The 19,514-nt window shown below is 59.8% G+C and carries 16 protein-coding genes and 1 pseudogene; 15 read left to right on the plus strand and 2 right to left on the minus strand.

The annotated features are described in order from the left end of the window. Positions 1-19 precede the first annotated feature (19 nt). The gene (locus ACTQX9_RS04250) at positions 20-1,687 is read left to right on the plus strand and encodes a hypothetical protein (RefSeq protein ID WP_441540583.1); all 1,668 of its coding nucleotides are present in this window, start codon (positions 20-22) and stop codon (positions 1,685-1,687) included. Between the two features lie 203 nt (positions 1,688-1,890). Further along, positions 1,891-3,687: an AAA family ATPase gene (locus ACTQX9_RS04255; RefSeq protein WP_441540584.1), complete on the plus strand. Its 1,797-nt coding sequence runs from the start codon at positions 1,891-1,893 to the stop codon at positions 3,685-3,687. A gap of 11 nt (positions 3,688-3,698) precedes the next feature. Here ACTQX9_RS04255 and ACTQX9_RS04260 read toward each other — a convergent pair whose 3' ends face one another. Next, positions 3,699-4,718 carry a glycosyltransferase gene (locus ACTQX9_RS04260; protein ID WP_441540585.1) on the minus strand — a complete coding sequence of 340 codons (1,020 nt, stop codon included), beginning with the start codon at positions 4,716-4,718 and terminating at the stop codon, positions 3,699-3,701. Positions 4,719-4,873: 155 nt separating this feature from the next. Further along, positions 4,874-6,019 (minus strand): acyltransferase family protein, encoded by a 1,146-nt coding sequence (locus tag ACTQX9_RS04265; RefSeq protein ID WP_441540586.1) that lies wholly within the window; start codon positions 6,017-6,019, stop codon positions 4,874-4,876. Between the two features lie 111 nt (positions 6,020-6,130). On the opposite strand from ACTQX9_RS04265, the gene ACTQX9_RS04270 reads away from it, so the two are divergent. From ACTQX9_RS04270 to ACTQX9_RS04330, 13 genes and pseudogenes are all read left to right on the plus strand, one after another. Further along, positions 6,131-7,234: a glycosyltransferase gene (locus tag ACTQX9_RS04270; protein WP_441540587.1), complete on the plus strand. Its 1,104-nt coding sequence runs from the start codon at positions 6,131-6,133 to the stop codon at positions 7,232-7,234. Positions 7,235-7,240: 6 nt separating this feature from the next. After that, the gene (locus tag ACTQX9_RS04275; RefSeq protein WP_441540588.1) at positions 7,241-8,281 is read left to right on the plus strand and encodes a glycosyltransferase family 2 protein; all 1,041 of its coding nucleotides are present in this window, start codon (positions 7,241-7,243) and stop codon (positions 8,279-8,281) included. A gap of 74 nt (positions 8,282-8,355) precedes the next feature. Next, a complete protein-coding gene (locus ACTQX9_RS04280) occupies positions 8,356-9,474 on the plus strand; it encodes a glycosyltransferase family 2 protein (protein WP_441540589.1) in 1,119 nt (372 codons plus the stop codon). Positions 9,475-9,486: 12 nt separating this feature from the next. Further along, a complete protein-coding gene (locus tag ACTQX9_RS04285) occupies positions 9,487-10,554 on the plus strand; it encodes a glycosyltransferase (RefSeq protein WP_441540590.1) in 1,068 nt (355 codons plus the stop codon). Continuing rightward, complete coding sequence (locus ACTQX9_RS04290; RefSeq protein ID WP_441540591.1) at positions 10,555-13,041, plus strand: glycosyltransferase; 2,487 nt, start codon at positions 10,555-10,557, stop codon at positions 13,039-13,041. A 193-nt stretch (positions 13,042-13,234) separates the two neighbouring features. Then, positions 13,235-13,801 carry a hypothetical protein gene (locus tag ACTQX9_RS04295; protein ID WP_441537182.1) on the plus strand — a complete coding sequence of 189 codons (567 nt, stop codon included), beginning with the start codon at positions 13,235-13,237 and terminating at the stop codon, positions 13,799-13,801. Between the two features lie 225 nt (positions 13,802-14,026). Then, complete coding sequence (locus ACTQX9_RS04300) at positions 14,027-14,338, plus strand: hypothetical protein (protein WP_441540592.1); 312 nt, start codon at positions 14,027-14,029, stop codon at positions 14,336-14,338. A 128-nt stretch (positions 14,339-14,466) separates the two neighbouring features. Continuing rightward, positions 14,467-15,924, plus strand: coding sequence for an IS21 family transposase (istA, locus tag ACTQX9_RS04305; RefSeq protein ID WP_082421957.1), 1,458 nt, complete (start codon positions 14,467-14,469; stop codon positions 15,922-15,924). Positions 15,925-15,990: 66 nt separating this feature from the next. Next, on the plus strand, positions 15,991-16,695 hold the full coding sequence (gene istB, locus ACTQX9_RS04310) for an IS21-like element helper ATPase IstB (RefSeq protein ID WP_055287500.1): 705 nt from the start codon (positions 15,991-15,993) through the stop codon (positions 16,693-16,695). Further along, a complete protein-coding gene (locus ACTQX9_RS04315; RefSeq protein ID WP_055287498.1) occupies positions 16,692-16,883 on the plus strand; it encodes a hypothetical protein in 192 nt (63 codons plus the stop codon). Before istB ends, ACTQX9_RS04315 begins: the two co-directional genes overlap by 4 nt. A 116-nt stretch (positions 16,884-16,999) precedes the next feature. After that, positions 17,000-18,070, plus strand: a pseudogene (locus tag ACTQX9_RS04320) (ISL3 family transposase); the annotation flags it as partial. 146 nt (positions 18,071-18,216) lie between these two features. After that, on the plus strand, positions 18,217-18,603 hold the full coding sequence (locus tag ACTQX9_RS04325) for a glycosyltransferase family 2 protein (RefSeq protein ID WP_441540593.1): 387 nt from the start codon (positions 18,217-18,219) through the stop codon (positions 18,601-18,603). A 140-nt stretch (positions 18,604-18,743) separates the two neighbouring features. After that, positions 18,744-19,514, plus strand: a 771-nt coding sequence (locus tag ACTQX9_RS04330) for a hypothetical protein (RefSeq protein ID WP_441540594.1), incomplete at its 3' end; no start/stop codon positions are given.

Consider the following 19,514-nt stretch of genomic DNA (forward strand, 5'->3'; position numbering starts at 1 on the left):
CCAATGCAAGGAGGATCTTATGCAGCCCAAGCATTCTGCGATTGTTGCCGGATTGACGCTGGCTCTTTCGTTTGGCGCCGTTGCCGCGCCCGCGCCCGCTGCTGCGGATGAGCCCACGCCGGGCGTTGCCTCGGATGCCACCGATATCGATAAGGGTCTTTATACCCAGCAGTCTTTCTCGGGCGTGCTGAGGTCGGTCCAAGGCGTCTCGTTTGTCAATGTGACCAGCGAGATGAAGTACTTTACCAAGTATGAGAGCCACGGCAACTATAACCAGGGCTTTTCGTACGGCGATGGTTACAACGCGCTCGGTTACTACCAGTTCGATCGACGCTGGTCGCTCATCCCGTTTATGAAGCAGGTCTATAACTACAATCCTGCCAAGTACGGCATGCTTAAGTCTGCAATTGACCGCGGGGGCGATATCTCCAACGCAAGCAACCCCATGTATTCGAACGGTCAGCTGACGGAGCTGGGCCGCATTGCACAGGAGGCCTTCCAGGGCGCCTATAACGCCGATCCGGCTGAGTTCTCGGCGCTGCAAGATTCATATGCATACAACTCCTATTACGCGGTGACCGAGGCCTGGCTCAAGAGCGCGCTTGGTATTGATATCTCTGGCCGCGCCGATTGCGTCAAGGGTATGGTGTGGAGCATCACCAACATGTGCGGCACCTATGGCTGCCAGGACTTTTTCCGCTGGGCAAATCTTACAAACGATATGACCGACCGTGAATTTGTGACGGCGCTTTCCAGCAGCGTGGTCAATAACGTTGCCCGTAAGTACTCGAGCCAGCCGCAATATCACGAGGGCTGGAAGAACCGTTACAAGAACGAGCTTAAGGATTGCCTGGTCTATATTACCGAGGACGAGGCCGCGGCGACGCCGCCGGTCGAGCCTGAACCTGAGCCCGAGCCTGAACCCGAGCCTGAGCCCAAGCCCGTGACTCCAGCGCCTAGCCAGGCGCCCGCCGCTCCCGTTGCTCCCTCTGGGCCTAGTGCCGATACCAATGGTGCTGACGAGGATACCGTCGATGCTCCTTCGAACGATGCCGGAGCAAGCGATGGAAATGGCGATGTCGCATCGGCCGGCAGCGCGGGGTCTGCCTCGCCTTCGAATTCCGCAGATGCTGCGGCAGGGTCTGGTTCTTCCGCCGGTGGATCGACTGCCGGTTCGAGCGACTCGTCGACGAATGGCAAACCCTCTGCGAGCGAACAACTTGGCTCCATGTTTGGCTCCTCGCTGATGGTTGACATCAACAGCAGCTCGTCTTCCAAGAAGGATGGCTCCGACCAGGGCGCTACGGAAAAGACCGAGGATGCTAAGGGCGATTCGAAGGACGAGGGTTCTAAGGGGTCTGATTCCGACAAGGGCACGGAATCAGACGGTGCGGAATCGAAGGATCCCCGCCTTGATAAGGATGGCAAGCACACGGACGACAATGGGTCCAAGGGCCTGGTTGATGATGCCGCCGACCAGAACCAGGGTAAGACCAAGGTTGTGACTGCTTCAGCCACGACGACTGAGTCCTCTAAGGGCAGCATGCCCAAGACGGGTGACTTGATTTTGATGGCGAGCCTTGCCAGCGCGAGCTTGGCCACATTGGGCGCTACGTCTATTGTGAGCGGTAAGCATAAACTTGACCAGCAAAACAAAGACGCTGCGGAGAAAGACGCCCAAAAGTAGGCTCTCAGCGAGTGTTTTGCCTTAGGGATTGAAATAGGGGCCCGATGCGATAGCACCGGACCCCTATTTGTTGCGAATCGTTTTGTTATGCCCCCCCTTATGGAGTCATTTCTACCGTTACCCGAATCATTTGTTGAACAATAAAATTGTTATCAAGATGGTCGCTAAAATGGCATCGTTATTCTAAAAGGGGAGATAAAACGGTGTCTGAACAGGCAATGTATGATATTGATAACACCTTTGACGTGAAGTTGCTCAATCCCGGCGGAAATGCCGTTCTGCCGATTGATATTCATGATTTTGCCGACGCCGCCGATCATTGTGTTTTAGTTGATAAGACCATGTTTATTGCCGATATCTTAGATTGCGAATCGACTGTGGCGCTCTGTTGTCGGCCTCATGGTTTTGGCAAGAGTATGAACCTCTCCATGCTCAAATGTTATCTGGAGCGTCCTGTGCCCGGCTCGTCGAGCGTGAATCTGTTCATCGGTAGCCAAATATGGGACGCAGAAGATGGCATCTATCGTGATGAGTATACACGCTACCCGATCATTGCTTTGGATTTTTCTACTTCCTCCTATCGAGGCGCCGATGCCGAGGCCGCCATGCGCGATGCCGTCGCTCGTGAGTGCGCTCGTCTGTTGCCGCTGCTGGAAGTTCCCGATTTAGCGCGCGGCGACGTGCGCCATATCGAGCGCGTAGCGCGCGGTGTTGCCGGTTCTGATGAAATCGATTCGGCGCTTGGCGTGTTAATCGAGCTCCTCCGTATGGCATGTGATGAACAGGTTGTGCTGCTGGTTGATGGGTATGACGCGGCATTCTCGAATCATATGCAGACGAAGGGCGCCTATGGCTCGTGCTTTGTCGAGTTGCTTGACCGCCTGCTCTTTGACGTCATTGTCTCCTCTACCGATTCTTTGCGGCTGGTTTGCTTGATGGGGGAGCGACCCGGCCCCGCACGGGCGGCACTTGCGCATCGCAACTGCCCGTATTGTTTGGCTTCGCCCTTGTCGAGCTGGTGCGATCGCCGCTTTGGTTTTTCGGATGCCGAAAACAGGGCGCTGCTAGATTACACTGGTCAGAGCGACAGACTGGCTTGCGCGCGCGAATGGTTCGAAGGCTACCGGTTTGGCGGGTTCTATTGTTCGAACCCGGCGCGTGTGGTTGAGTTCTTGGCTCGGGGCTGCCTGCCGCCAACGCGCTTTGATGTATGTTGCTATGCCGATTGTCTGAACGAGACTGTGGGCACCTGGGATTTAAGATGGCTTGCGGCAATGTTTGATTTGCTTAATCCGTATGGCTGTGTTGAGGCGCCGCTGTGCATAGACGCCGTGAAGCCTGATGCCGGGACAGCGGAAGGTATTTGGACCGATTTGTATTTGAGTGGACTCCTGACGACAGATGCGACCGATCGCCAGACGGACGGCAGTCTGCCCCGCGCCCTGCGCCTTCCCAATAACGAGCTCCGGTATGCGATGCGTCATGTGATTATCGAATGGTTCGAGTGCGCTGCCGAGAGTGCCGAGACTATCGATGATTTCCAAGAGGGTCTTTGCCGCGGAGACGAGCGTGCAGTTAGGCGAGCTTTGGACGCAATTATTAATGACTTGGGCGTCGATGGAGACGAGTCGGATTTGCTGCTGGCTTTTCGTTTGGCACTGCAGGGTCTTTGTTTTGGGTTGCCTGGATATGCCGACCCCGTTACAAAACGAGCGCACGGTTTGGAGTTTGTGGATTTCCAGGTGTTTCCGACCGCCAATACCTTTGATGCGGCGGATACACTTGGCATATTGGATAGCCGCCCGCTGATCTCGGTCAGCATGCTGTACGACCCCGATGTCGATGCGTTGGGCCTAGAGCTTCTGTCAGTGCAGGCATTGCTCGATATCGAACGGAGCGGTCTCGACGACATTCGCGTGCCGCGTCCTGCCGTGGGCCGCATGCGCTGGGGGTTTGGCTTTGATGGGCAACGAGTTGCCGTCGCATGTCAGAAGTTATAGGAGGGCCGGCTTTACTCGGTTTCCTTCATGGGCGGCATGGGCTTCCAGTTGGGGTCGCGTACGATCTTGCGGGCATCCTTCATGCCACGGCGCAGCGCCGGAATGCCGGTCTTAAAGCACTTGTCGACGGCGGCAAGGCGGATGAACTCCTTGCAGAAGGTCGCCACATTGCCCAAACGGAACAAAATGGGGTGGTAATCACCGTAGATCTGCATGTAGCGGGCCAAGTAGCCGCGATTGCGCATGATGTAGTAGCGATTGGTGTCACTGGTGGAATTGAGCTGACGCTTACCGGCGATATCCCAGTTAGAGACGGCGCGGGCGCGCTTGAGCACCACGTCGGCAACCACGGCGGCAGGGAAGTGTTGGCTGGCGACATAGCCATAGCAGGCGTCATCGCCGTAGATAAAGAAACGAGCGTCGGGCAGGCCGATCTTGTCGACAACACGGCGTGAGAACAGGCCTCCCTCAAAGCACAGCTGGTTCATGGCGCGGTAGCCCTCGGGGCCCAGGTCCCACTTAGCGATGGGGTTGGGGATGCCAAGCGAAAGGATGAGCTGGTACTGCCAAAAGAAGGCGCCGCCGTCAAAGTCCAGGCGCGAACCCTGGATGACGTCGTAGCGGTCGGTCCACTTGGCCAGGCGCTCGATGCCCTCCGGGATGACGAGCACGTCGTCGTCCATCACCCAAAACCACTGGGCGCCCAGATCGTAGGCGCACTTGGTTCCGGCGGAGAAGCCGCCCGCGCCGCCACCGTTTTTGAGCTGCGGGGCGTAGATGACGCGGTCGGTGCCGCCCTGCGCGTCGGGCTGATCGGCGTCGATGCCCCACAGGTTGGCGAGGCGCTCGTTAAATGCTGCGCACATGGCTTCGGTCTCGCGCGAATTCTCGTTGTCGACGATCACGATACGCCAAGGCGTTGCCGTGAGCTCGGTCATGGAGTCGAACAGGTTGGCCAGGAGTTCCTGACGCTTGTACGTGACGACGACGATGGCGAGCTTGTCGATGGGAGCGGGGAGGGTAGAAGTCATGGGGAATATATCCTTTCACGCGCGGCGGGCGAGCGCTGCGCGGAAGCTATCGAATGCGTCCGTTGGACGGCACCTATTGTAAAGGGTCGCTGCGCCATGTAGGCAAGGTTTGAATAAAACGCAGGAACCTGCCATGGGCATGGTGGCCGCGATACTCAATGTTGATGCGTCGATCGCTGCTTGATACTACGGGCGATAAGGCTTCTAGCTGCATCGATGATGAGAAGCGTCAGCGCAAAGACGATGCTAATGACGGTACCCGTGACGATACATATAGCTGCCGGGCTGTTTTGGCTGACCAGTATGTTTGCGAGCAACGTATTGAAGACTGGACGCCACAGGCTACTGGTGAGCGACTGCATCACATAGAAACCGAGCGTGGCGGTCGATAGGGTGACGATGACATTCGCGGCGCGAGGATTACTCGATTTATTGTCGCGTGTCGCCACAAAGAACAACGAGGTGGCAGCGAGGGCGAACGAGACGAATGAGGTCGACTTATAGGAAAGCATCCCCATTGCCGACAGATTGCCGGTTGCGGAGAGCGCGGCTTCTAGGGCGATCACGATGATTAAAACTGCTGCAAGCAATCGTTTGGCGACGGTGCGCGCTTTGCGCGGAGTTGTCGTCCCGGTATAGTCGCGGAGCAGCCCTCCCATCAAAAAGGCGACGACGTAGGTGATGGCGCTCATGACCTTTTGGAGCCAAGAAAACTCACCGCTGTTTACCGAGCTCTGCGCCGCTAGATAACCATTGGCAATGAAAACGAGAACGCCGACGGCGACGACGGCTGCTGTGCAGCTTTTCTTACCGAGTCGGTTTTTAGCCAGTCCAAACCATGGCGCCATAAAGACCGTGGCGGCATAGACCCAGATAAACTCAAGCCCCAGCGTGTACCAATAGTGCGTGTGAAAGGAGACATCGGGAATGGGGGAGACGGCTGTGGACCATGCGAGTGCCGCGAGGCAATAAAACGCGGTGGGCAAGATGACTTTGCCAAGGCGCTGCGTCGTCCGCTGAAGTTGCGACGTCCACGTAGCCCCGTCGCTCCAGGCGCGAGCAGCCGAAGTAATAAGGAAGTATCCCGAGATCATAAAAAAGACCTCGTTGGCCCAGCAGCCCAGCAGGTTGATAAAGCCGGGCGCGCCGGAGTAAGGGAAGACAGCGAGCGGCGCGTATTCCGGTAGGCTGGTGCAGACGGCTTGGAAGGTCCACTGAAACGTGTGGAATATGGCAATCCCAGCGACCGCTACCAAGCGCAGCGCTTCGATGGATATGTTGCGTGCGGCTTTGGGATGCATGGCTTCCTTTCGTAACGGTTTGCCTCTATGGGCTCCATAGATTATATAAACGCCCGTTGGCACGTCAGCCCTTTGATACCATTAACGATAGGTATTTCCTAAGGAGCACATTTGTCTACTAATTCCTCTGGCAGCCCTGTTCTGTCGCTGCTTATTCCCATCTACAACGTTGAGCGCTACCTGCGCGAGTGCCTCGATTCCGCCGTGGCGCAGACGCTTAAGGACATCGAGATTATCTGCATCAACGACGGCTCTACCGACAACTCGCCGGCGATTATCCGCGAGTATATGCAGCGCGATGCGCGCGTCAAGATGATCGACAAGGCCAACAGCGGCTACGGCGACTCGATGAACCGCGGGCTCGAGATGGCGCGTGGCAAGTACGTGGGCATTCTAGAGTCCGATGACTTTATGGCGCCCGATGCGCTGGAGAAGCTGGTCTTGGCAGCCGAGAGCAGTAACGCCGACTTTGCGAAGGCGAATTTTGACTTCTACTGGTCTAAGCCCGAGGAGCGCCGCTCGCTGCACGAGATGTTTAAGGCAAGGGACTGTGACAAGCCGGTGCATCCGAGCGACACGACGCAGTTCTTTAAGCAAAAGCCGTCGATTTGGTCGGCCGTGTACCGTCGCGATTTTCTTGAGCGCAACGGCATCAAGTTCTTGCCGACTCCGGGGGCATCCTTTCAGGACACGTCGTTTGCCTTTAAGGTGATCGCGTGTGCCGATAAGGCTATTTACCTGCATGATGCCGTGCTGTCGTATCGCCAGGACAACGAGAATTCCTCGGTTAATTCTTCAGCCAAGGTCTTTTGCGTCAATACCGAGTATGCCGAGATCGAGCGTTGGATTCGAGAGGATTATGCTCGCGACCACGCAAGTGATGACGTCGCCCGCATGCTCAAGTTCAATCAGCTCATTAAGTACGATTCGTACATGTGGAACTACGTGCGCCTGGCGCCTAAATTCTATAAGGAGTTCCTGGTTCAGATGGCCAAGGAATTTCAGGCGGCCTTGGACGCGGGGGATTTTTCGCTAGACGACCTCAAACCGTGGAAGCGCGCGAATCTTGCTGCCATCCTCAAAGATCCTGAGGGCTGGGTTGACGAGCATCCGAGTTTTGCGACGGATGGTGCCTTGGGGCGTGCCAAGTACTACGCATCGGTTGGAGGCCCTGGCGTGGTCGCCGCCTTTCTCATCGAATCGCTGAGGGGGTAGATCGGCATGGGAGAGGCCACGAGCCCCAAAGCGACTATTGTCGTTCCCGTATACAACTCGGCACGCTCGATTCGGCGATGCCTCGATTCGCTGTTGGCGCAGTCGGAGCGCTCGATTCAGGTTATCTGCGTTAACGACGGCTCCGCAGATGGCTCGCTAAGCGTCTTGCGCCAGATTGCCCATACCGACGGCCGTGTGCTGGTGATTGACCAAGAAAACGCTGGCGTCTCGTGCGCTCGAAATGCCGGTATCGATGCGGCCGAGGGCGAGGTCGTCTTCTTTGTGGACGCCGACGATTACATCGACGCCCAGACGGTCGACTGCGTGCTGCAGGCCATGGCGTCCGCGGATGCCGAGGTTGCCGTTTTTGGCGGCGTCTGCGAGCCGTCCGACGCCGCACCCAAACGCGTCCAGCAACTCATGGGTCCCAAAGCTAGTACCTTCGGCGCTCGTGATCCCCAGCTGCTGTTCCATGCGAATGCGCAGCCGTATGCGTGCCGTGCGGCTTTTTCGCGCGAGCTGCTCAATCGCGAAGGCATTCGCTTTGCTCCCGGCTTGGCCTTGGGCGAGGATGTCGTATTTCAATTTGCGGCCTATGCGCTTGCCCGCAAGACCGTTGTCATGCCGGACAAGTTCTACCACTACGTGATGGAGAACGACTCGGCAACGCACGAGTTCAACAGCGCCGAGGCCCGCGCTAAAAAGCTCGACGTCCATATGAGGATGCTCGAGGAGGTCTTGAAGGATTGGGCTGCCTACGGTCTTTTGGACTTGTGTCCCGGCGAGCTGATCACTTGGTTTTTGGACCTCATTGTGTTCGACCTGGCACGCTTGGATGCCGATGACTTCCATCGCGTGGCGGCTCGCGTCAACATGGACCTCACGACGTTTTTGGGATCGGAGTGGGCGGATATGCCTGCTCAGGGCGCCGTTCGCCGTGTTGCCCATAAGCTCGTAGCGGCGACCTCGGGCGTTTCGATGGCAGATGCCACGCTGTTCTATCTTTCGACCCGCGGTCTCAAAGCCTGCCTGGAACGCTTTATCTAATTCTGGGCGCTGCCGCCCGCCGCAACTCGGCTGCTAAAATAACCCTGTTACACGCTATTCAACAGGAGGTTCTCTTGCAGAACTCTGATACCCCTAAAGTTTCGCTGCTTGTTCCCATCTGCAACGTTGAGCGCTACCTGCGCGAGTGCCTCGATTCCGCCGTGGCGCAGACGCTCAAGGACATTGAGATCATTTGCATCAACGACGGCTCTACCGACAACTCGCCGGCGATTATCCGCGAGTACATGGAGCGCGACCCCCGTGTAAAGATGATCGACAAGGCCAACAGCGGCTACGGCGACTCGATGAATCGCGGCCTGGAGATGGCACGCGGCGAGTACGTGGGCATCCTTGAGTCCGACGACTTTATGTTTGAGGATTCGCTCCAAAAGCTGGTCGCCAAGGCCGATGCTGAGCATGCCGATGTCGTTAAGGGAGACTTTTACTTGTACTGGTCTGCGCCCAGCGAGCGCCGTGAGCTGTTTGGGATTATCGACGAGCATATGACGGGCGCCGCGTATCGCCCCGCCGATCGTCCGGGTATCTTCTACCGCAAGCCTTCCATTTGGTCTGCCATCTATCGGCGCGAGTTCCTCAACGACAATCAGATTCGGTTCCTTCCCACGCCGGGTGCCTCGTATCAGGACGCAGGCTTTAACTTTAAGGTTTGGGCGTGCGCCGAGCGTGCCGCGTTTATTGCGGACCCCATTTTGTGCTATCGCCAGGATAACGAGAAGAGCTCTGTTAATTCGCCCAACAAGGTGTTTTGCGTGTGCGACGAATATGCCGAGATGCAACGTTTTTTGGATGAGCGTCCCGAGCTTAAGGCTCAGCTTCAGGGTATTTTAATGCGCATGAAGGTCGATACGTACCGTTGGAATGATGAGCGCCTGGTCGATGAGTTGCGCGAGCAGTTTTGGGAGAAGGCGTCTCCGGAGCTCAAGGCCGATTGGGATGCCGGTCGCTTTGACCTGTCGCTCTTCGATCCGCGCGGCGAGACCGATTTGCGACTGATGATCAAGTCGCCCCGTGCTTATATCGATTCGCGCTTTGATTTTAAGAAGCCGGGCAAGCTCAATACGTTTAAGCATTATTTTAAGATTGGCGGTCTGCCGCTGGTTTGGCGTGTGCTGACGTATCAGCGTACCTACGGTGATAACCCGCATCCCGATGACGTGCCGGCGGCACAGTAGGAGCGCGTGATTATGGTTACCCCTAAGATTTCCGTCGTCGTTCCCATTTACAAGGTGGAGGAGTGCCTGGCATGGTGCCTGGACTCTCTACTCGCGCAGGATATGCCCGATTGGGAAGGTGTGCTGGTTAACGATGGCTCGCCGGACGGGTCGCGCGATATCGCCGCTGCCTATTGCGAAAAGGATACGCGCTTTAAGCTGGTCGATAAGCCCAACGGTGGTCTGTCGAGCGCCCGAAATGCGGGTATCGCTGCGTCCACGGCGCCTATCGTGGCGTTTTTGGATTCCGACGACCGCTTTACGTCCGATGCATGCCGTGTGATCGTCGATGCCTTTGAGCGTGAAGATTGCGACGTTTTGACCTTTGGCGCGAACCCGTATCCCTTGGAGGCGGGGTATCCGTGGCTTAACTACGTGTTGAGCCCGCGCGACGTGTCGTTTGTGGGCTATAGCTCCGACCTGCTGTTTAAGGAAGCGTCTCGCCCTTTTGCATGGCGCACCGCCTGCAAGCGCGCTTTTTTGCTGGGTAGCGGGATCGTGTTTGATGAAACCGTTAAGTATGGCGAGGACCAGGTCTTCGATTTTGCCGTGTACGGTCGTTCGCGTAAGACCGCGCTTATCTCGAACAAGCTGTACGACTACCGCGTGGCGCGCAAGGGTTCGCTCATGGACACCATGCGCTACGACGATGAGACGCGTTTGCTGGAGCACGTGAAGATTTACTCCGCGGTGCTGGCTGACTGGCGGCGCCACGGTCTCGATGCCCGGCATGCCGATGACCTGGCGTACTTCCTGTGTGATCTGGTGCTGTACGATGCGCTTAGGCTCCTGGGCTCGGGCTGCGGCAAGGTGTTTGCTGCCGTTGCTGCAGCGCTTGACGGTTCTGCCGTGGGCAGTGATGCTGCGCTTGCGCAATGTGATCCTTCTGTTGCCGCTATGGTGCGTACGGCACTTGTCGGTAAGGCGCCTGCTGCTCGTTCGTGCAAAAAGCTCATGTTCGATTACGACGTCTTGAGGTTTGGGCGCTTGGGCGCGTGTAAGCGCATGGCTGCGAACGCTCTGGGAAAGCGAGAAGTGTAGATGAGTATCAAGCGTTTGGCGCTTTGCCGCAGCCAGGGCCGGCTGTTTGTGCTGCTTCGTTTTGTCGGCCAGGATATCGCGGGGCTTATTGAGCGGGAGGGTTCCCAGACCTTTGCTTGCGCGACGACCAATCGCGCTTGCGTGCCGTCTTTGGCACTGCCGGTCGATCATGGCCGCGTGCTTGCGCTTTGTCCCTCCGTTGCCGATTATGAGCGCGAACTCGTCGTTTTGGTGCTTCCGTTTATGGACGGCTCTACAATTGATGTCTCATTTGCGCCCGGCGGCAAAAGGCTGGGCTCCATTCGCCTTGATAGTTGTATTGCCAAGCTGGAATCTAAGATTAACTACAAAGCAAAGTCTGCGATGTGCGCGCTCGTTCGCGATGCGCAGCGCGGCGAGTGCTGCGGTCGCTACGAGATCGATGCCGTTCGTTATTTACCGGCAGATGAGGGCGCCGTTTGGCGCTATGAGGTCAAGTGGGCGGGAGAGCCCCAGTGCGTCCCTGGGCTCCAGATCTTCGATACGCACATGAATGCGATTGATGCTACCGTGCATGTATTTGAGTCGCAGGTCGATGTTCTCCAGCAAAACGGTTGTCGCGTCAATAAAACGTATCTGAGCGTGGAGATACCTCAGGATATACGAGATTTTGTCGCGATTGCGAGCGATCCCACAGAGCAGATCCAGAGCGGGTTTTGTGCCATGGATGGTCGTTTATACAACGGCATGGTCGACGACAGTTGGAACCGCATGAAGGATGCGCGTGCGGATGACGCTGCTTATCGACGCTGGTTTGAGCAGCATCGCGCGAAGCCGGGCGACTTGGCGTGCCAGCGCGTTGTCGCGGCGGCATTCGCCTACCGACCGCTCGTGAGCATTGTGGTGCCGTGCTATAAGACCGATCGGGTCTATCTGCACGAGCTGCTGGACTCGGTGCTATCTCAGAGCTATGACAACTGGGAATTGCTGCTTATGGACGCCTCGCCCGAATGGGATGCGGTGGCCAAGCTTGCGGCCGCCGCCAATGACGAGCGGGTTCATCGTATTGAGCTGCCTGGCAACGGCGGCATTGTGCTCAACACCAACGCGGGTATTGAGCAAGCGTCGGGCGACTACATCGCATTTTTGGACCATGACGATATTCTGGAGCCGGATGCGTTGTTCCGCTATGTCGCCGCGTTGAACAAGGCGGCAGAGGGGGAGCGTCCGCAGGTCCTGTTTTGTGACGAGGATATGTTTCAGAAAACGGGGGAGTGGGGTCAGCCGGTCTTTAAGACGCGGCTCAACGTCGACCTGCTCTATAGCCATAACTGCGTGACGCATTTGCTGATGGTGGAGAAGGCGCTTATCGATCGCATTGGCATGTCGCCGGAAGACGTCGCGGGCGCCCAGGATTATGATCTGACGCTTCGCTGCCTTGCATCGGGCGCACGGTTTGAGCATGTTGCCCACGTGCTGTATCACTGGCGCGTACATCCCGGTTCTACCGCCGATGGCTCTGCAGATAGCAAGCCGTATGCCATCGAGGCCGGGCGCCTTGCGCTGCAGCGTCACTTTGACGCGCTGCGCATTCACGGAACGGTCGAGGAGACCGAGACGCCGTTTGTCTACCGCATGCGCTATGCGCTGCCGGAGCCCGAGCCGCTGGTGAGCATTGTGATTCCCACCAAGGACCACATTGAGACGCTCGACGCCTGTGTGATGTCGATTGCCCAGAAGGCTACGTATGCCAACTACGAGATCGTCTTGGTGGAGAACAACAGCGAAGCCCCGGAGACGTTTGCGTATTACGAAACCCTGCCAGAGCGCGTGGCTGCAGCATCCGAAGGTAAAGGTAGCGCACGTGTTGTGTACTGGCCGGGCGAGTTCAATTACTCCCAGATCATCAACTTTGGCGTTGAGCATGCCAAGGGCGATTATCTGTTGCTGCTTAATAACGATACCGAGGTCATAAACCCGGACTTTATTGAAGAGATGATGGGCTATCTGCAGCGTCCCGATGCGGGCGTGGTGGGTGCCAAGCTCTACTTTGCCGACCATCTGGTGCAGCACGCCGGCATTTTGGTCGGTGTGCGCGGCGCACTTGCTCATGCCAACCAAGACTTCTCGGCTAAGCGCGAGGGCTATCTTGCCCGCGCTGTGCGCCCCGGTAACTTTAGTGCCGTGACGGGCGCCTGTCAGATGGTCCGCCGCGACGTATTTGAGCAGGTCGGAGGCTACAACGAGGAATTCGCCGTCGGCTTTAACGATGCGGATTTTTGCCTGCGCGTGTGGAAGGCGGGCTTCCGCACCATCTTTACGCCTTATGCCGAGCTGTACCACTACGAGTTCACCTCGCGCGGCAGGGAAGAGGCCAACGAGGAAAAGCTGCGCCGCTGGAAGCGTGAACAGGCGCTGTTCATGCAGCGCTGGCCTGAGTTCTTCTTGACGGGCGATCCGTGGTTGGGGCCGAATTTATCCGCTGAGAGCGAGTATTTCTCGTATTAAGGCAATGGTTTTTAGGAGGTCCTTAACTTTCTTTCGCTATGAGCTTGGAAGAAAGCAGGGTTGGACTACTTATTTAAGACAAATTACGAAAGGTCGATACTTTCGCGATAAGTTTATACACGCTTATATAACTCGATATTATCCGATATAAGTAGATATCGCACTTGCCTTTGCCGGCTTACCGGCCGGCGTTATGGATCTTATTAACGGCAAGGCGCTTACGTTCTTGCGTCGTGCCCTCCCCGAAGATCTGGCGCCTATCAACCAGGTGGAGGTAGCGCTCTCTATGGGCGATAGCTTTGTCGCGACTGGTTTGACCATAGAGGACGATCTTCTGTCGAGAGCCGCTAAGGCCACTAAGGGCTATGCCTATCTGGTGCAACTGGTCGGTTATTCCATTTGGCAGCGCGCCAACTTGCATCGTGCTAAAAGTGCCATTGTGAGCGAGCGCGACGTCACCGAAGGCATTGCGCTGGCAGAGGCTCGTTTTCACGATGTTGTTCACGGGCCCGCGATTTCTGGACTGGGGCTTAACGATATCAAATACCTTTTGGCGATGTGCGAGGATAAGCAACAGTCCAAATCAGCCGAGATTGCTAGGCGCATGGGAAAAAAGACCAATGAGATCAGCTCTATTAGGGCTAAGCTGCTACAAAGAGAGGTTATTCAGGCTCCGCAGAGGGGCTACGTGCAGTTTGCCGTGCCGGACCTAGATACTTATCTGCGAGAGAATGCCGCGGAGATTCTCGAGCGGTTCTAGGTCGAGAGAGGACGACGTCACCATCTTTAAGACTGCCGTCGGCGTTGATTGTCATATCGGGTTTTTCGGCTCTTCGGTGGTTTCTGTGGGAGAGATTCCGGCATAGGCCCAGCTCAGCGGGCGAAAACAACGATCTGGAACTGAAACGGCCCCGGGAGGGGCCGTTTCCGCGTCATCCGCCTATGATTGCTAAGCCAAATTCAGACAACCGAAGAGGCGTGACGCATGAAGAGTCTACTACTTCTCGCCCTCGGTCTGGCCCGCACGGTCGTCCTGGGCGCGCGCATCGAGGCCGAGCGCATCGTCGTGAGCGTCCGGCCCTACAAGCGCGAGCAGCGCCGCTGCCCCGTATGCGGCAGGGCCTGCGACTTCTACGACATGGCGAACCGCGGGGCCCCCAGGCTGTGGAGGGCGATGGACCTGGCGCGCTCGGCCTGCTACCTGGAGTACGCGCCCTGCAGGGTGCGCTGCCCGGAGCACGGCGTGCGCACCGAGGCCGTCCCCTGGGCGCGGCACGGGGCGCGCTGTATTCCGTAACATCTAAATCGACAAAAACGGCAGCATAAAGTCGACACTTCCCGCAAGGGGCATGCTGACCAGATCGCAGGGCTATCTTGGTGGTGCTTCGTATCTACCAAAGGAGGCCCGGAGAGGAAATGATCAGCATGACCGATAAGAATTCTATACGCCTGCTGTGGCGGCAGGGGGACAGCGTCGCCGAGATCGCGCGCAAGACCGGCGTGAGCCGGGACACCGTCTACAAGTACCGCGACATGGACGACTTCAGCCCCAAGCCGCCCGCGAGGCGGGCGCAGGGCTCAAAGCTCGACCCGTACAGGCCCCTGATCGAGTCCTGGCTCGACGACGACATGCGCAGCGGACGCAAGCAGCGCCATACCGCAAAGCGCGTCCACGACAGGCTCGTCTCCGAGTGCGGCGCCGACGTCTCCGTCAGCACCGTGGAGCGGTGCGTCAGGGAGATTAGGGCCCGCCGCTCGGCGGAGGCGGCCGACGCCCAGTACCTCGACCTCGTCTGGGGCCCCGGCGAGGCGCAGGCCGACTTCGGCGAGGCCGACTTCTACGTGAGGGGGATGCGGACCACGCTGAGCTTCTTCGTGATGACGTTCCCGTACTCCAACGTCGGGCTGGCCCAGGTCTTCCCGGGCGAGACGTCGGAGTGCGTCTGCCAGGCCCTGCGCAACGTCTTCGAGCACGTCGGCGGCGTGCCGACCAAGATCGTCTTCGACAACGCGACCGGCGTCGGCCGCCGCGTCGGCGGCGGGGTCCGGACGACCGAGCTGTTCGCCGCCTGCAGCGCCCACTACGGCTTCCGCTTCAGGTTCTGCAACCCCCGCTCGGGCAACGAGAAGGGCAGCGTCGAGAACAAGGTGGGCTGCGTGCGCCGCAACCTCTTCGTCCCCGTCCCCCAGCTGTGGGACGCCGGCGCCTTCAACCGCAGGCTGCTCGAGCGCAGCCTCGCCATGTCCGACAAGCCCCACTGGATAAAGGGCGAGCGCGAGCTCGATCTCTTCGAGGCCGACAGGCTGGCGATGCTCGGGCTGCCGGCCAAGCCCCTCGACTGCGTCACCTACGTCTCTCGCACCGCCGACAAGAAGGGCAAGGTCTCGGTCGGCGAGAGGGGCCGCCACCTCTACTCCACGCACCCGTCGCTCTCGCGCCGCAGGCTCACGGTCGGCCTGCGGGCGACGACCGTGAGCGTCTACGACCCCGACAGCGGCGAGCTCGTCTGCGAGCACCCCAGGGCCTACGGCAGCGCCCCGACCGACACGTCCGACCCCGCCTCGCAGCTCGCCCTGCTGGCGTGGAACGCCGGCGGCTGGGAGAACAGCAGGGTGAGGGAGGCGCTCCCCGACGAGCTCAGGGAGCATATGGACTCACTGGACAGGGCGGGCCTGAAGGCCGAGCTGAGGGTGATGCGCGACCAGGCGGCCACCTCCGGATGGGAGGCCACGCTGCAGGCGGTGCGCCTCGCCTACGAGGCGACCGGCCGCATCGACGAGGCGTCGGTCGCCGTCAGCGCGGCGCGCGCCGCCACGGGGACCGTCACCTACGACGAGCCCGTGGACCTCGGCGTCTACGACGGCTTCATGGGGGTGGCGTAGATGGCCAGGGCCGCATGCCCCGACAGGCGCCTGCTCGAGTCCTCGCTGAGGGGCAAGGCGCGCTCGATGCTGTTCTCGAACAGCGTCGTCGACGAGTTCTGCGAGGAGGCAACGCTCCCCGAGATGAGGGCGGTCGAGGGCCTGCTGGCCAGGCAGATGGAGGTCAGGGCCGCCAACCAGCTGGAGAGGAGGATGCGCAGGGCGAGGTTCCCCGCGGCCAAGTCGCTCGACGGCTACGACTTCTCCCAGGTCTCGTTCCCCGACGGCTACGGGGAGGCCGACCTCAGGTCGCTCGCCTTCATCGACGCGTGCCAGGACTTCGTCTTCCACGGGAAGACGGGCAGGGGCAAGACCCACCTCGCCATCGCGGTCGGCGCCGCCGCCGTCAGGGCCGGCAAGTCCGTGAGGTTCTTCACCGTCGCGCAGCTCGTGATGCACCTGGCCGACGCGCGCGACCGCGGCAGGCTGCGCAGGGAGCTCGACGACCTGCTGTCGGCGGACCTGCTGGTACTCGACGAGCTCGGCTACGTGCCGCTCGACGTCGAGGGGGCGAGGCTGCTGTTCCAGGTCATGTCGGCCCCCGAGGGCACCCAGAGCCTCATAGTCACCACCAACATAGAGTTCAGCAGGTGGGGCACGGTGTTCGGCGACGACAAGATGGCCGCGGCCGTCGTGGACAGGCTCGTCTACACGGGCAGGCTGGTGGAGTTCAACGGCGCCAGCTACAGGATGGAAAACGCGCTGATGCTCGGGAAGGGTGAGGCCGAATGAGGTACGCCGCGGAGGACTGCCCGGTGAACAGGATGAAGGACCGCGACGCCGGCGCCTGGGACGCGCAGGCGCTCTGCGGGCTCTTCCAGTGCCCGGGCTGCGGGCTGACGCCGGACCACCCGCTGATGACGGGCGAGCGGGGCGGGATGGAGGAGGTGCCCCCGGAGGACTGGGAGATACCGTTCTAGGCAGCGGGCGGGCCGGCCGCGACGGCGCCGGCCCGCCCGGAGGCGGTCAGCATGAGGGTGTCGAAATTCGACAGACGTATTTGTCGATTTTTACTTGACGGAACACAGCGCGCTTCACGCGCGACTTCGAGGACTGGGTGGCGTGGCTGGCGGTCCGCTGCACCGCCTCGGCGGTCTCCGAGCTCGCCCGCGTCGAGTGGCACAGCGTGGGCGGCGTGTGCAGGCGCGTCTACGCCGAGCTGGAGGCCGCGCGCGGCGCCTCGAGGTTCGACGGCGTGCGCCGCATCGGCATCGACGAGACGTCGTACAAGAAGGGCCACAAGTACGTCACGGTGGTCGTCGACCACGACCGCGGCTGCCTCATCTGGGCGCACGAGGGCACCGGCAAGGACGTGCTCAACCTGTTCCTCGACGAGCTCACGCGCGAGCAGAGGCGCGCCATAGAGGTGGTGACCGCCGACGGCGCGAGGTGGATAAGGCAGCTGGTCAAGCGCCGCTGCCCCAACGCGAGGTGGGTCATGGACCCCTTCCACGTGGTCCAGTGGATGAACGACGCGCTCGACGCCGTGCGCTGCGAGGAGTGGAACGCCGCCAGGGCCGCCGCCAGGGCCGCCAGGCCCAGGCCCGAGGGCAAGCGCGGCAGGCCTGCCAAAGGCGAGCTGCCGCCCGAGGAGGTCAGGGCGCTCGAGGAGGAGGCGGCCTCCATCAAGGGCAGCCGCTACGCGCTCGTGAAGAACCCCGAGGACCTCACCGACGGCCAGAGGGCGAGGCTCGAGGCGCTCAAGAAGAGGGCCGGCTCGCGGCTGGTCAGGGCCTGGGAGCTCAAGGAGGACCTGCGGGCCGTCTTCCGGGCAGCCGACGGCTCCGAGGCCGCCGAGCTGCTCGACGACTGGATGCACAGGGCCGCCTACTGCAAGATCGCCAAGGTCGTCGCCGTGGAGAAGAAGGTGCGCCGCCGGCGCGACGACATCATCGCCGCAGTCGAGCTCGGCATCAGCAACGGGCGCGTAGAGGCCATCAACAACAAGATCAAGGTGACGGTGAGGATGGGCTACGGCTTCCGCAACACCGACAACCTCGTGGCCCTGCTCATGCTCAGGTGCGGCGACTGCCAGCCCCAGCTCCCGGGTCGCCCGGTGAAGGCGAGGAAGAAGGGCGTGAAGGGAGCGAAGAGCGTTGCTGCCTAGGCTAGCCCCTTGTCACACAAACTACCGAAGCCTCGGTTTTTCTGGGGTGACAATCCCCGTGATAATAAGATGCGGCTCTCCTCATCGCCTGCCAATCAGATTTCGTCTATCTGTAGCATTGCGTGTTTAAATGCGCAGCAACAAAGATGCCGTTCGCAAAGCGCGAGGGCTATCTTGTCCGTGCCGTGCGGCCTGGCAACTATAGCGCCGTAACGGGAGCATGCCAGATGGTCCGCCGCGACGTATTTGAGCAGGTCGGCGGCTACAACGAGGAATTCGCCGTCGGCTTTAACGACGCGGACTTTTGCCTGCGCGTGTGGGAGGCGGGCTACCGTACCATCTTTACGCCCTATGCCGAGCTGTACCACTACGAGTTCACCTTGCGCGGCAGGGAAGAGGCCAACGAGGAAAAACTGCGCCGCTGGAAGCGCGAACAGGCGCTGTTCATGCAGCGCTGGCCGGAGTCCTTCCTCAGCGGTGATCCGTGGAGGAATCCCAATCTTAGCAGCGAGAGTGAGTTTGACGATTTGTGATTCTAGGAATGGCCAGCGCTATTGAATTAGCTTTGCACGAACGCCGTCTGGCGTAAATATCGTCCACTGGTCCGAGTGAGTACTAATTAAATGCCGCGCTTCCGATAACATAAAGACAGTTATTAATTGTGGAGGGTGGTATGAAGCGTCTCTCAATTTCTTTATCTCTTGCCGTCGCGCTTTCTTTGTCTGTATGCTCCACGGCTATTGCTTCCATCCCAGCAGATGCCGTACTGTCGCAGGCTGAATCAATTTCACGCACTGTCCCCTCCGACCCGTCGGCGCCCGCCCCCAGGGCGGAGGCGACCGGCGACGGCGAGGTCACCCTGACGTGGGACCCCGTCGAGGGCGCCGAGCGCTACGCCGTTGCCGAGGCCTTCTCCAGCGGCACCTACGCCACCTTCACCAAGTCCCTCGCCGGGACGTCCTACACCGCCACCGACCTGCCCAACGGCTACGACCACGACTTCCTCGTCCAGGCCTACGTGAACGGCCGCTGGTCCTCCTTCGGCCCCGCCAGCCTCGTGCGCTGCAGGCCGGAGGGGACCGTCAAGCCCGCGCCCGCGGCGACCGCCGGCGACGGCAGCGTCGAGCTGTCGTGGGGCCGCGTGCCCGGCGCCACCAAGTACGCCGTGGCCTACCGGAACGGGTCCGGCTACCGCACGCTGACGACCTCCTGCTCCGGTGAGTCCTTCAAGGCCTCCGGGCTGTCCAACGGGACGAGCTACCGATTCCTCGTGCAGGCCTGCGTCTATGGCAGGTGGACCTCCTTCTCCGACTCCGATCTGGTCTCCGCGACTCCCTCCGACCCGTCGGCGCCCGCCCCCAGGGCGGAGGCGACCGGCGACGGCGAGGTCACCCTGACGTGGGACCCCGTCGAGGGCGCCGAGCGCTACGCCGTTGCCGAGGCC

The organism is Collinsella sp. LCP19S3_F2 (assembly GCF_052121015.1).
GTDB lineage: Bacteria > Actinomycetota > Coriobacteriia > Coriobacteriales > Coriobacteriaceae > Collinsella.

What these genes read in the sequence shown, in the direction of transcription:
- ACTQX9_RS04295 (WP_441537182.1), top strand. Translation starts at nt 13,235, where the DNA reads ATGGATCTTATTAACGGCAAGGCGCTTACGTTCTTGCGTCGTGCCCTC.
- ACTQX9_RS04285 (WP_441540590.1), top strand. Translation starts at nt 9,487, where the DNA reads ATGGTTACCCCTAAGATTTCCGTCGTCGTTCCCATTTACAAGGTGGAG.
- ACTQX9_RS04275 (WP_441540588.1), top strand. Translation starts at nt 7,241, where the DNA reads ATGGGAGAGGCCACGAGCCCCAAAGCGACTATTGTCGTTCCCGTATAC.
- istB (WP_055287500.1), top strand. Translation starts at nt 15,991, where the DNA reads ATGCTGTTCTCGAACAGCGTCGTCGACGAGTTCTGCGAGGAGGCAACG.
- ACTQX9_RS04315 (WP_055287498.1), top strand. Translation starts at nt 16,692, where the DNA reads ATGAGGTACGCCGCGGAGGACTGCCCGGTGAACAGGATGAAGGACCGC.
- ACTQX9_RS04325 (WP_441540593.1), top strand. Translation starts at nt 18,217, where the DNA reads ATGCCGTTCGCAAAGCGCGAGGGCTATCTTGTCCGTGCCGTGCGGCCT.
- ACTQX9_RS04265 (WP_441540586.1), bottom strand. Translation starts at nt 6,019, where the DNA reads ATGCATCCCAAAGCCGCACGCAACATATCCATCGAAGCGCTGCGCTTG.
- ACTQX9_RS04300 (WP_441540592.1), top strand. Translation starts at nt 14,027, where the DNA reads ATGAAGAGTCTACTACTTCTCGCCCTCGGTCTGGCCCGCACGGTCGTC.
- ACTQX9_RS04260 (WP_441540585.1), bottom strand. Translation starts at nt 4,718, where the DNA reads ATGACTTCTACCCTCCCCGCTCCCATCGACAAGCTCGCCATCGTCGTC.
- ACTQX9_RS04250 (WP_441540583.1), top strand. Translation starts at nt 20, where the DNA reads ATGCAGCCCAAGCATTCTGCGATTGTTGCCGGATTGACGCTGGCTCTT.
- istA (WP_082421957.1), top strand. Translation starts at nt 14,467, where the DNA reads ATGACCGATAAGAATTCTATACGCCTGCTGTGGCGGCAGGGGGACAGC.
- ACTQX9_RS04290 (WP_441540591.1), top strand. Translation starts at nt 10,555, where the DNA reads ATGAGTATCAAGCGTTTGGCGCTTTGCCGCAGCCAGGGCCGGCTGTTT.